Consider the following 13,085-nt stretch of genomic DNA (forward strand, 5'->3'; position numbering starts at 1 on the left):
CCCCCCGAAGCGCCAAAATATCCCCACGAAATTCGGCTCTGACCCCAAATCCCGCTCCCGGCCAAAGAGACCCACCATGCCTTTGAACTTCGCCACCCGCCTAAACAACGTAGAAACCAGCGCCATCCGAGAGCTCTTCAAACTCCTCGGCAAGCCCGGCATCATCTCCTTCGCGGGCGGCTTCCCCGACAGCGCGATGTTCGACGTCGAAGGCCTGAAGGAAGCCGCGAACAAGGCATTGACCGAGGAGCCCGGCGGCGCCCTCCAGTACGGCGCCACCGAAGGCTACGAGCCGCTGCGCACCCAGTTGGCCGCCTTCATGCAAAGCAAGGGCGTCAAGGACATCGAGCCCCAGGGCTTGATCGTCACCACGGGCAGCCAGCAGGCGCTCGACCTGCTGGGCAAAACCATGATCAGTCCCGGCGACAAGGTAATCGTCGAAGCGCCGACCTTCCTCGCGACCATCCAGTGCTTCCGCCTGTACGGCGCGGAGCTGATCACCGCCCCCGTCGACGCGAACGGCGTGCAGACGGACAAGCTGGAGCAGCTGATCGCCGAGCACAAACCCAAGTTCGTCTACCTGATCCCCACCTTCGGCAACCCGAGCGGCGCGATGCTGAGCCGCGAGCGCCGCATGAAGGTGCTGGAGATGGCGGTGAAGCACCAGACGCTGATCGTCGAAGACGACCCGTACGGCGACCTGTACTTCGGCGAGCCGCCGCCGCCCAGCATCCTGGCTTTGAGCAGCCAGGTGCCGGGCAGCCGCGAGTGGATCGCGCATTGCGGCAGCATGAGCAAGGTGCTGAGCCCGGGCTTGCGCGTGGGCTGGTTGATCGGCCCGCCGGAGCTGCTGGCGAAGGCGACGATGTGCAAGCAGTTCAGCGATGCGCACACCAGCACGTTTGCACAGGCGACGGCGGCGCAGTATTTGAAGAGCGGGCGGATGCCGGCGACGCTGGCGAAGGTGCGGAAGGTGTATGCGGAGCGGGCGCAGGCGATGGGCGCGGCGCTGAAGAAGGAGTTGGGGGATGCGATTGAATTTACGCAGCCGCAGGGTGGGTTGTTCTTTTGGGCGCGGCTGACGGGGGCCGGCGGGAAGTTGAAGGATGCTGGCGAGTTTGCGAAGCGGGCGATCGAGAAAGGCGTGGCGTTTGTGCCGGGGGCGCCGTTTTATGCGAACGATCCGGATCTCTCGACCCTTCGGCTTAGCTTTGCTACGGCGGATGTGGCGAAGATTGAGGAGGGCGTGGGAAGGTTGGGGAAGGCGCTGGCTGGGCCTCAGGTAGAGTAGTGCGAGGCCCTACCCACTTCAGAAGCGTACTTACATTGATCGGATAGCAGATGGTTACTCCAGCATCTACTGATAGGCAAGAGTTGCCTGTCCTTGAGGATGTCACCTCGGAAAAGGTGGGTTCAGGCGTCGAGGTAGAGCGGGTCGAAGATCCCAGCGCGACTATCAAGGAGCCTTTCGACCCGGATCAAATCGACGTCAAGACCAAGCCTATGGTTGTGGACTTGTTGATGTCCCGAATCCGTGGCGGTCAACGTGAAATTGACTTGATGCCAGATTTCCAGCGACGGGCAGGCATTTGGGACCAGACCCGGAAGTCTCGCTTGGTTGAGTCGCTCTTGTTGAGAATACCTTTGCCTGTCTTCTATGTGGCCGCAGATAAGAATGAGCGCTGGTCCGTGGTCGACGGGCTTCAGCGCATCACGACTTTGAAGGAATTCATAGTTGACAAGTCGTTAACCTTGAAGAATCTTGAATTTTTGGGACACCTTAACGACTGCGATTTCGATGGACTATCGCGTGAGATGCAGCGCCGTATTCAAGAGACCGAGTTGACGGTCCATATTATTCAGCCCGGTACGCCACCTGCAGTCATGTTTAACATATTTAAGAGGATCAATACAGGCGGGCTTCCACTTTCAGCCCAGGAGATTCGTCACGCCATCAAGCAAGGTCACGCTACCCACCTTCTGAAAGAACTGGCAGAAAGTCCTGAATTCAAGGATGCGACGAGAAGCAGCATCAAAGACGAACGGATGGCAGACCGCGAATGCGTGCTGCGGTTTTGCGCCTTCTGGATCACCGAGTCAAGTTCCTATCCAAACGTTGATCTGGATACTTTCCTAATAGATGCGATGGAAAAGATCAATCACTGGTCACCGCTGCAATTAGTCGAGTTAAGCAGTATCTTCCTGCGTTCTCTGAAACTCTCGAAGTTAGTCCTTGGAAAGTGGGCATTTCGCAAATACTACGGCGCAAACTATCGGCTTAGCCCCATAAACAAGGCGCTCTTTGAGGTTTGGACTGTAACCTTTGCGGGAGTTTCGGATGAACAGGCGGTCAAGTTGGTCGAAAGAAAGGAAGTAGTGCTCCAGAAGTTCGGTGAGCTTATGAGGGACAGAAGCTTTGAAGAATCGATTTCAATAGGTACTGGGTCGGCAGCCAACGTCCGGAAGCGATTCATCGAAATCAAGTCTTTGATCTTGGGAGTCTTAAGTGCTTAACTCCGTTCACTTGCGAAATTTCAAGGGATTCGAGGAAGAGTCGATTGGCCTGCGACAGTTGACTCTTCTGAGCGGGCCAAACAGTTCGGGAAAAAGCTCTGTCATACAAGCATTAGTTTTATTGAGGCAGATCGATTGGCAACGCAGCCCCAACACGGACCATGCGGAGCTACTTCCAACCGGGCAGTTTCTGTCTCTGGGTACGGGCAGGGATCTTCTGCACGAATATGCAAAAACGGACGTTCTTAGCATTGGTGTGGGAATGGATTCTGGAGAGAGGCGTGAATGGATTTTTGACTATCTGCCGACCTCAGGAAAGCTGATTTCCAAGGACGTCATCTCGCGTGAAGACTTAGAGTTTGTGCGGGCTTTGCCTTTGACATATTTGGCTGCTGAACGTTGGGGTCCACGTACAACGTACCCTTATGAGGACAGCGAGCCTGAAGGGTCGTTGGGAGTTCTAGGTCAGTACACATTCCGACATCTGTTGGACCATGGCGATGATCCCGTAGAGAATCTTTCCCTCCACCACCCTCAAGCATTGGGAAAGGGGCTTCTGCACCAAGTCGCTGCATGGTTAGGAGAAATTAGTCCGGGCGTAAAAATGGACGTTCAAGCTCTGAAATCCGTCGGCTTGGCATCAGCTGGGTTCGGTTTTGATCGCAAGGGCGACGTCGCTTCCAGATACTACCGCCCGGCAAATGTGGGATTTGGGCTCTCATATTCGATCTCGATGATCGTGGCCCTGCTTTGTTCCACTAAGAAGTCACTAATACTGCTGGAGAATCCTGAGGCGCATTTGCATCCGCGCGGACAATCTTCTCTAGCCCGCTTAATTGTGCGAGCGTCGAGCTTGGCTCAAGTCATCGTAGAAACGCATAGCGATCACGTTATGAACGGCATCCGCGTCGCAGTCAAACGCCGCGAATTGAGCGCCGATCAGGTTGCGTTTCATTATCTGGTACGTGACGGGGTGACGTCGAGAGTGCAAACGCCAACCCTCGACAGTGAGGGTCGTCTTTCATTTTGGCCCGAGGGCTTCTTTGATCAACATGATAGAGATCTTGCGGCCTTAGTGCGACGTCCCGGAACTAAGGAGTGAACGTGTCCGAGATGGTCTTCAATGACACGTCCCTGACAGTCTTTTCCAATGCAGACGCTGCGCGGGGCGCATATGACCAATTAATCCAAACAGTTGCCGGATTGATTGATGATGGGCTTTCCAATCCAGTTGTCCATACTGAGTACAGCCTAATGTTCCTGGAGTTGGCCCTGTCTGCAGGGGGCGTCTGGCAATCCTACGACTGGCTAGAAGGCGGCGGCGTTGACAGAGAGGTTCTCTCGCTAATCCGTGCTCTTGATACTAAGATTCCGCTCGGTTCGAGTGTCGTATTCGGACCGGGAGCTGAAGATGAGTTGATCGCGTTCACTTACTGCGCAGGGTCTGCGTCGGGGCCTTCCTCGCTGGCGCTTGGGCTTGCATATCAGACTGACAACGTTTTGATCAGCTTGGACACGGCGTCGCTGTGGAGTGCGCCCAGCGTTGATGTTGTGATTTTGGATGACGCAGGTGCGCAGATCAGGAATGCGTCGGTGGAGCATGCGAGTCGCGTGGGGCACATCCCTGCGATACGAGAAGCAAGAGATGAGCTCCTCCTTAGAAGCCTCAATGACCTCCGTCTTTTTGCCGCGAACAGGGGAGCGGCATTCATAGCCCTTCGCTTTTCTCCCGACGTTGATGACCAGGTGAAAGCAATTCCCGGCCCGCAGTTTGAGAACGCCATCAAGAAGCTCGCGCGAATAAATGCGACCGGTCTCAGGTGGCAAAAGTCGGGTTCGCCTGCACCAGATTATCAGTTTAGTTGGCGGCCGGAAAGCGAGTCGACGATGAACAACGAGGCCTTTGTTAGAGCCCGTACCTTTCGGATGCCAGCTGGCGGAACGGCAGTCTTTTCCAAGCATTTGAACGTCTCCGAGCGCCATCGAATATATTTTTTAGAGGATCCGGCGGACCGTGCATTCGTAATTGGATACATAGGGGATCACCTGCCGACCACAAAGTATCAGTGATCTGCTGCTGCCCGCACTCTCAGCTCTTCGACAACGAAAGCCGGTTCGGCGCACGGCATGGAGAAGGGCGGCCTGACGCCTTTCGGCAAGGACGTTGTCCGGCGGCTCGAACAAAAGCAGATGCTCGTGGACCTGGCGCATGCCTCGGCGCGCGTGATCGACGACGTGCTGGCCATGGCCACGCGGCCGGTGCTGGTCTCGCACACCGGCGTGAAGGGCACCTGCCGCGGGCCGCGCAACCTCTCCGACGAGCATGTCCGCAAGATCGCCGCCACCGGGGGCGTGATCGGCATCAGATTCTTCGACGGCGCCGTGTGCGGCACGGACGTGCTCGCCATCGTCGCCGCCACGCGCTACACGGCCAAAATCGCCGACATCCAGCACGTGGCTCTGGGCTCGGACTTCGACGGCAGCATCCGCGCGCCGTTCGATGTCACCGGCCTGCCCTTGTTGACCCAGGGCCTGCTGGAGGCCGGTTTCAGCGAAGAGGACATCACGGCGATCATGGGCGGAAATGTGTTGCGCTTGCTGCTGGCGACCTTGCCCGCGTAGGTGGCCGGCGCGCTTGCGCCGCCCAGCCTCGCCGCTTACAGTCCCCGCATGAACCTCTGGGCAGCCGACCGCCACGAGCCGCTGCTCCCCGCGGCCTGGGACGAAGCCCGCGCGCGTGAATGCATCGCGCAGATCGTGCGCGATGCCGAATCCGCGTTCAGCCCGGCCCGCCTGTGGCCGACGCATCCGATGGACGTCAAGGACCCGGCGCCGCAGCACTGCCTGTACTTCGGCGCGACGGGCGTGATCTGGGCGCTGCGCTACCTCGCGAGCCAGGGCGCGGCGCAACTCGCCAACGACTACACCGAGATCCTCCCGGCCTTGGTCGCACCCAACCGTGCGCAGATGGAAGCCGACCCGGCGCAGCCGTTCGGTGCGTACCTGATGGGCGACACGCCGATTCGCCTGATGGAGTTCGAAGCCGCTCCATCGGCGACGACCGCAGCGGAACTGGCGCGGTTGATCGAAGGCACCCAGCACCATCCCTCGCGCGAAATGATGTGGGGCTCGCCGGGTACGCTGATGGCGGCGCTGTTCCTGTATCGCCGCACGGGCGACGACACCTGGGCGCGCCTGTTCCGTGAGACCGCGGCCATCCTGTGGTCCGAGCTGGAGCCTTCGCCCGATGGCACCTGCCGGTTGTGGAGCCAGGACCTCTACGGCTCGCACACCTTCTACATCGACGCCGTGCACGGCTTCGTCGGCACGGCGCCGCCGCTGATCCAGGGCCGCGACTTGCTGGGCGCTGGAGAGTGGGAGGGCTGGCGCGAGGTCATCGCCAACACCGTGCGCCGCTCGGCGCGCTGGGAGGGGCCGCTGGCCAGCTGGCACGCATTCGCCGACGCGCCGCCCGGTGACCTGAAGCTCATGCAGTACTGCCACGGCGCGCCGGGGTTCGTCATTTGCCTGGGCGACTTTCCCGGGAGCGAGCTGGATGATGTGCTGGCAGCGGGTGCGGAGGCGACCTGGGCGGCCGGCCCCTTGCGCAAGGGCCCCAACCTGTGCCACGGCACCGGCGGCAATGGCTACGCATTCCTCAAGATGTTCCGCCGCACCGGTGATGCGCTGTGGCTGGAGCGCGCCCGCGCGTTTGCCATGCACGGCATCGCGCAGGTGGATGCCGCGCGCACGGAGTACGGGCAGGGTCGCTACTCACTCTGGACGGGCGACGTCGGGTTTGCGATTTACCTGTGGGATTGCATCCGGGCGCAGGACCGGTTTCCGACGGTGGATGTGTTTTTCGGCTAGCTGCGGGCCTTGGCACTTCGTCGCATTTTCTTTGGCTATACTCCGCGCCTCGATCTCAAGCAGTCCCTGTGCATCGCGTCACCGCACAGCAGCCGTAAGTCACCACGCGTGACGCAGTAACTTTCGACAAGCCAGCGTTCCCGCACGGCTTCGCCTCGAAAGCGCGCAAGTTTCATTCGCGCACCCCCGAAGTACATCGCACCCCATCGCCCAGGCGTCGGGGCATGGCATTTCATTCTCGAGGAAGAACCAGAAGTGAAGACGTCCCGACGTAAACGCTCGTCCGCGCGCGCCGAGTGGCTGCTCGCGCCCTTTGGCCTGGCTTTGGCCGCAGCCGCGGGCTCCGCCTCCGCAACGATCGTGTCGCCCACTGTGACCTGGGGCAACTCCTTCGAAAGCACGCAATACAGCACACAGGCCGCGGCGCTCACCGGCGGCGCGGCTGCCTTTTGCTCGTACCCCGGCAACGTGCCGTACATGAAGAGTTGCGCCTATACCGGCACCAACGAGGATGGCTGGGCCATCGTCACCTTCCAGGACAACCAGAACCAGTGGTACGCGCAGCCCACGCTGTACGCCTTTGCGATCTACACATGCCCTGCGGACTTCCAATACGTCGGCGCGTGGACTGAAGACGGTGTCACGCTCGACCCGGCGTGCCAGAAAGACGGCCCGCCCGTGCCTCCGCCGCCGCCCCCGCCGCCGCCGCCTCCACCCAATCCCGCGCCACCGCCACCGCCGCCACCGCCGGCTCCCCCTCCACCGCCTCCGCCCATCCCGTATCCGTCCGAGGGCTGTGCGGCAGGGGCGGGCGGCTTCTACGAGTGTGTCGGCAATTCACCCATGCCCAATCCGCCGCCGCCTCCCGACACACCGCGGCAAAACGACGGGACGCCGACGGCCGACGTGCCCGATGCGGGCGAGGACATCGGCCTGCCCGAAAACGAAGAGGGGTCGACCTGCTCGTCGGCCAACATCGTCAACGCACCGGGCAACCCGATCTTTGCGGGAACCGGCAACAAGTACCAGCGCGAGGTGGACTACGTCGGCCCCGGTGTGCTCAGCCTCGTGCGCCACTACAACTCGGGCCTGAAAACCTGGGTGCACAACTACATGATGCGCATCCGCGCCGGCGGCGGCACGGCGATCGCCGTGCGCCCCGACGGCAAGACGCTGGTCTTCAACGGCGCCGGTGCGGGCGCATGGACCTCCAACGCCACGGTCGTCGAGACGCTCGTACGCTTGAATGCCACGAGCCCGGGCGATCCGGCCTGGAAACTTGTCACGGGCGCGGACACCGTGGAGTGGTACGACGCGAACGGGCTTCCGATCCTGATCACGTATCGGGGTGGCCGCAGCGTGCGGCTGGCCTATAGCGGCTGGGCATTGCAGTCCGTCACGGACGACTTCGGGCGGGCGCTTGCATTCGCCTACGACTCCCGGGGCCGCCTGGCGGAGGTCGCAGCGCCAGGGGGTGAGGCGATGCGCTACGGCTACGGCGCGAACGGGCACCTTGGCTCGGTGACGTACGCGGATGGCACCAGTCGCCAGTATCTGTACGAGAACCCTTCGTACCCGTACGCGCTGACGGGCCTGATCGATCAGAACGGCAATCGCTTCGCCACGTGGCGGTATGACGCAAGAGGCCGGGCGGTGGGCAGCGAACACGCCGGCGGGGTCGAACGCTTCGCGCTGGACTTCGATGCAAGCAGTGCCGGCGTGGTGGTCACCGATCCATTGGGCGTGCAGCGACTGCTGCAGCACCAGAACGTAGCCGGACGGCAGGTCTTCGCCGGCAGTTCGCTGCCCTGCACGGACTGCAGGGGCAACGCAGCCGGCACGGTGGTCAACGCGGTCGGCAAGGTCACGCAGGCTACAGACTTCTCCGGCGTCGCCAGCCAATACACCTACGACGAGGCACGCAAGCTGCCCGTCTCTCAAACGCGGGCGGCCGGAACACAGGAGGCCCAGAGCAGGGTGGTCGAGTGGCATCCGTCATTGCGGCTTCCGCTGCTTGTCGGCGAGCCGGGCCGGACCACGGCCTACGAGTACGACAGTCGCGGCAACACCCTGAGCCAAACCGTGACCGACACGGCGACGGGTCAGCGACGCACGGTGCGCTGGAGCTACACATCCCAAGGGTTGATGGAGACCATGACCGACGCAAAGGGCAGCCTCTGGCGCTTCGGCTATGACGCCGCCGGCAATCGCACGAGCGTGACGGATCCATTGGGGCGTCAAACCGCCTATACCTTCGATGCCGCAGGACGCGTGCTGACGCAGACGGATCCGAACGGGCTCGTCACCGCCCATCTCTACGACGTGCGCGGCCGATTGATATCGCTGGCCACCGGCGGCGAGACCCGCACCTACACCTACACGCCAGCCGGCCAGCTCGCCAGCGCGACGCTGCCCAACGGCGTGCAGGTCACCTACGCCTACGACGCCGCGCAGCGCCTCGTGTCCATCGCCGACAACCGCGGCGCGAGCATCACCTACACGCTGGACGCCATGGGCAACCGCATCCGCGAGGAGGTGCGCGATGCCAACGGCAATCTTGCGCTGACCACCGCGCGCGTGATCGACAGCCTGAACCGCGTCGCCGCCGTCCAGGGCGCGCAGGGCCAAGCCACGGGCATGGGCTACGACGCCAACGGCGAGCCCTTCACCGTCACCGACCCGTTGAACCAGACCACGCGCCAGACGCTGGACGCGCTGCGCCGCCCCACCGCCACCATTTTTGCGGACAACAACTCCGCACGACAGGCGTGGAGCGCACTCGACGCACTGGTCCAAGTGACCGACCCCAAGGGCGTCGCGACGCAGTACGAGCGCAATGCCTTCGGCGAAGTGATGAAGGAAACCAGTCCGGATATCGGCAGCATCACCTATACGCGCGATGCCAACGGCGCGGTGGTGACGACGCAGGACGCCAAAGGCCAGATCACGAAGATCGAACGCGACGCGTTGGGGCGGCCGACCCGCATCGAATACGCGCCCGGGTTCGCCAGCACGTTCGCGTACGACGCGGCAGGCAACGTGAGCCGCATGGACGACAGTTCGGGCAGCACGGTGTATGCCCGGGATGCCCAGGGCCGCGTCCTGAGCAAGACCCAAACCGTCCAGGACAACCCGCCCACGCCCAGCGCATATGCCGTGCAGTACGGCTATGCGGCAGGAGACCTGGCGAGCATCACCTATCCGAGCGGCTTGAAGGTGACGTATCGGCGAGTTGCTGGGCGCATCACCGGTATCGATGTACAGCCACCGGCCAAGGGCGGCAAGGTGCAGCCGGCAGTGGCGTTCCTCTCAGGACTGACGCATACCGCGTTGGGCGCCCCCAAGGCGTGGAGCTGGGTCAACGGCGACGGTGCCAGCCGCACGTTCGACGCGGATGGGCGCATGGTCGCCAGTGAGATCGCCACTTATGGCTACGACGCAGCAGGCCGCGTCACCAGCGTCACGCAGAACCTTTGGGCGACGGACACGAGCGCCAGGAAGCCTGCGCCGTACCAGGTTCCCATCACCTGGACCGCAGGCTACGACAGCCGCAACCGGCTGACCAGCTTCGCCCGCACGGGAAGCAGCAGCACGTACACCTACGACGCGAACAGCAACCGCCTGACCTCAGTGGAAACGGCGACGAGCGACTCGGACCTGGACGGCCAGTTCGACAGCGACCCCGCCAGCCAGACCGTGACGCGCAGGCTGGACATCGAAGCGACGAGTAACCGCCTGCTCGGCTACACGCCGGAGATCACCACGACGGGAATCGGAGCTGCGGTCACGGGCGGCCCTGTCACTTACGGCCTCGATGCGAACGGAGCGCTCACGAAGGATGCGGTGCGCAGCTACGTATACGACGCAAGCAACCGCCTTGCCAAGACGCAGGTCATGAGCCAGGGAGACACCGTGTCGGTGAACTACTGGCACAACGCGCTCGGTCAGCGCGTGTTCAAGAGCGAGCCGCAGGCCGAAGCGCTGCCGCCGGGCGAGAAGTCGCTGACGCAGGGCTTCGTCAAGTGGCTGCAAAGCACCTTCGGGTGGACGCTGTCGGCCGCCAATGCCAAGAGCACGACCGGGATGGCGTACGTCTACGACGAGCAGTGGAACCTGATTGGCGAGTACGACAACGGGACGGTGCAAGGCCGGGGGAACGTGGAGTACATCTGGCTGCCGACCGAGGCGAGGCGGGCGATTCCTGTGGGCATCTACCGCAGCGGAGGGTTGTACGCGGTGCACTCCGATCACCTGGGAACACCGAGGTTGATCACGGATGCGCAGAAGGCTGTGGTGTGGCAGTGGCCGTATAGCGCGTTTGGGAGTAACAGGCCGATTGGCGTGCTTGCGGCGAGCACCGGTTCGGGTACGGCCAAACTCCGAGGCACCAGCCCGACGGTGGAGATGAACCTTAGGTATCCGGGGCAGTACTTTGACTCGGAGTCGGGGTGGAACTACAACGGGTTCCGAAGCTATGAGCCCAAGATGGGTGTCAGGTACACACAGCCCGACCCCACCGGCCTGCGAGGCGGTTCGAATAGATTCGCGTATGTAGGGGCGGCGCCTCTCACTTACATCGATCCCCTGGGACTTGAGAAGTTGATATTGCTTCCGAAGGAGGACATCAACTTTCCAGCCGCCGCAGCCGCGCCGGACGTACCCGGCCAGTTGGTCATCTATTCGCATGGAAATCCAAATAAAGTCGCGGGAAAGGATGCGCAGGGACTGGCCGATTTGATCAAGCAGAGTGGGATGTGGAAGGACGGAATGCCTATCAAACTGGACGCATGTAGAACAGCCGAGGGTGCCTCGAATATTGCTAAGGACCTCGCACGCGTACTTCGCACGAACGTGACTGGAGCGGACAGCAGGACTTTGACCTTCGGAGATAAAGACCTTGGTGCTTGGCGTTCCTTTTCCATCCCAGGGACGGAGCGTGCGATTCCTTACTGGCCTGGGAGCTAGATTACTTATCCCGGAGAAAAGAAGTGAGCAAACTCAAATCTCGCCTACTCGTCTTTGCCGGGCTCTTGGTGGCAATTGGCATTGCTGGGTATTTCTTTCTCCCAACTGCGCACTGCTGTGATGAGGACGACCCAGAAAGTGCGGCCCTTGTTAGCGCAGCCAACGCCGGGAAAATGGAGGCAATACAAGCGCTTTTCGAGCGAGCGCAAAGGGACAAGATCCCGGCGCTCGAAGAAAACTGGGCACTCATAGGCGCCCTGCGCGGAGACCAGAAAATGCGGCAAACATATGTGAGCTTTTATCGGACCCGGTTGTCAAGCGAGCAGCGCAGTCGAGTGCTTTCCTATATAGGCGGGGTGACGGACATGCCCGGTAAGCCGTGCCTTCTAGCAGATCTGACGGAGACCTCATCAACAGGTGGCGCGTGCAATTGATCGCTTACGAATGACAGTCGATTTCAAAACGAAAGCCCAAATTGCTGGCGGCCGTGGCGGTATTGAAGAGTAGGAACGAACAATGACTGACTTTTGCTCCCTTCATATCCGCTCGGATGTTCACGCGAAACTGCCTGAGGGTTTTTTAAAGAGCCGTCGAAAATTCCAAATCGTATTTGAAGATAACGAGTCGCCAGAACGACTTGCATGCTTCGACCGGTTAGCGCGAAAGGGCGTCCACAAGCGTGTGGGCCTGCCAAGATATCAGTGGACTTTCAGCAGCGAAGGCTTTGTCAATGGATTTGATGTGTACGAACACCTGAGGTGGGTGTTGGATCAAGTCCACGCAGACTTTCTGCTGTCCCAACTGCAGAATCTTGGCTTCCAGTGCTTGTTGCAGTTTTACTGGGAGGGTAACGGTACAGGCGGTGGCCCGCTGGTGACGCCGCAGATTGCAGAATTGCTGGTGCAACACAGCGTAGGCCTGCAATTCGGCTTCTACTTAGAAGTGGAGAAGGACTAGTCGTATCGGGCCTCCGCGCCGCCTCTCCCTGGCATCGCCACTGGCGCGGGACCCAGCTTTTGCTTTGGGCCGGGAGCCATACGCGCCCGTCCAGAGGATAGAGCCATGTTCGAGGAAGCGATTCGCGATGAAGCGAAGCGCGTCCAAACAGACCCCGATGGCGTTTGAGAACGGCCTTGGCTTCACTGGAAGTCTCTCGAACACTGCCAATAGAGGCGTAGATGAGCACGGTGGTCCAACGTTTGCGGGCCCAAACTCGGCGGCGGCTCAGATTAACGACTCTGTATGAACATAACGCCATTTCCGTGCCCGTGTTGCGGGCGGCTGGTCTTTTCGGAGGCTGCAGGCTCCGAAGAGATTTGTCCTGTCTGTTTCTGGCAGGACGATCTATTCGGCTTGCTTGATCCTTTCAATGTGCTAGGCCCCAATAAGGTCTCGCTGGAAAGCGGGCAAACAAACTATGCGGCTTCCGGAATCTCGGACACGCGTCTGGATCGGTTCAAAGCGCGCCTGGCTTCCGCTTCGCGTTTTGCACCCGATATCGAATGGAGATTGATATCGGCGCAGGATAGATTTGATCCCGAAGAATAAGACCCACAAAAGGGAACCGCATACTACTGGCGTCCAGACTATTGGTTGGGCTCAGGTCTGTAATCTTCCCGGGCTCCATTGCGCGTAGGCGAGCCCCAAGGAGTCGAGCAACTCGCCAACGGGGAAGCAGACCTTGCTAGCAGTGTGCCTTCTCATCGGCTTTCGCATCCGCAACTACACGACTTGGT

General features: G+C 61.0%; 9 protein-coding genes and 1 pseudogene. All 10 read left to right on the plus strand.

The features are described 5' to 3' along the window. Positions 1-82: 82 nt before the first annotated feature. The 10 genes and pseudogenes from I5803_RS01270 (at position 83) to I5803_RS22360 (ending at position 12,897) form a co-directional block, all read left to right on the plus strand. Positions 83-1,291 carry an aminotransferase-like domain-containing protein gene (locus tag I5803_RS01270; protein ID WP_196988422.1) on the plus strand — a complete coding sequence of 403 codons (1,209 nt, stop codon included), beginning with the start codon at positions 83-85 and terminating at the stop codon, positions 1,289-1,291. Between the two features lie 50 nt (positions 1,292-1,341). Further along, positions 1,342-2,514 (plus strand): DUF262 domain-containing protein, encoded by a 1,173-nt coding sequence (locus I5803_RS01275; protein ID WP_196984615.1) that lies wholly within the window; start codon positions 1,342-1,344, stop codon positions 2,512-2,514. Beyond that, positions 2,507-3,616, plus strand: coding sequence for a DUF3696 domain-containing protein (locus I5803_RS01280; protein WP_196984616.1), 1,110 nt, complete (start codon positions 2,507-2,509; stop codon positions 3,614-3,616). The genes I5803_RS01275 and I5803_RS01280 overlap by 8 nt, the downstream gene beginning before the upstream one ends. Positions 3,617-3,618: 2 nt before the next feature. Beyond that, a complete protein-coding gene (locus I5803_RS01285; RefSeq protein ID WP_196984617.1) occupies positions 3,619-4,584 on the plus strand; it encodes a hypothetical protein in 966 nt (321 codons plus the stop codon). Positions 4,585-4,626: 42 nt separating this feature from the next. Next, positions 4,627-5,136 (plus strand): annotated as a pseudogene (locus I5803_RS01290) (dipeptidase); the annotation flags it as partial. Positions 5,137-5,184: 48 nt separating this feature from the next. After that, a complete protein-coding gene (locus I5803_RS01295; RefSeq protein ID WP_196984619.1) occupies positions 5,185-6,384 on the plus strand; it encodes a lanthionine synthetase C family protein in 1,200 nt (399 codons plus the stop codon). 255 nt (positions 6,385-6,639) lie between these two features. After that, on the plus strand, positions 6,640-11,349 hold the full coding sequence (locus I5803_RS01300; protein ID WP_196984620.1) for an RHS repeat-associated core domain-containing protein: 4,710 nt from the start codon (positions 6,640-6,642) through the stop codon (positions 11,347-11,349). A 23-nt stretch (positions 11,350-11,372) separates the two neighbouring features. Next, positions 11,373-11,783 (plus strand): flagellar basal body-associated FliL family protein, encoded by a 411-nt coding sequence (locus I5803_RS01305; protein WP_196984621.1) that lies wholly within the window; start codon positions 11,373-11,375, stop codon positions 11,781-11,783. Positions 11,784-11,865: 82 nt separating this feature from the next. Further along, positions 11,866-12,306, plus strand: a complete 441-nt coding sequence (locus I5803_RS01310; RefSeq protein ID WP_196984622.1) for a hypothetical protein — start codon at positions 11,866-11,868, stop codon at positions 12,304-12,306. Between the two features lie 285 nt (positions 12,307-12,591). Further along, positions 12,592-12,897 (plus strand): CPCC family cysteine-rich protein, encoded by a 306-nt coding sequence (locus I5803_RS22360; RefSeq protein ID WP_196984623.1) that lies wholly within the window; start codon positions 12,592-12,594, stop codon positions 12,895-12,897. Positions 12,898-13,085 lie beyond the last annotated feature (188 nt).

It is taken from the genome of Caenimonas aquaedulcis (assembly GCF_015831345.1).
Taxonomy (GTDB): Bacteria; Pseudomonadota; Gammaproteobacteria; order Burkholderiales; family Burkholderiaceae_C; genus Ramlibacter; species Ramlibacter aquaedulcis.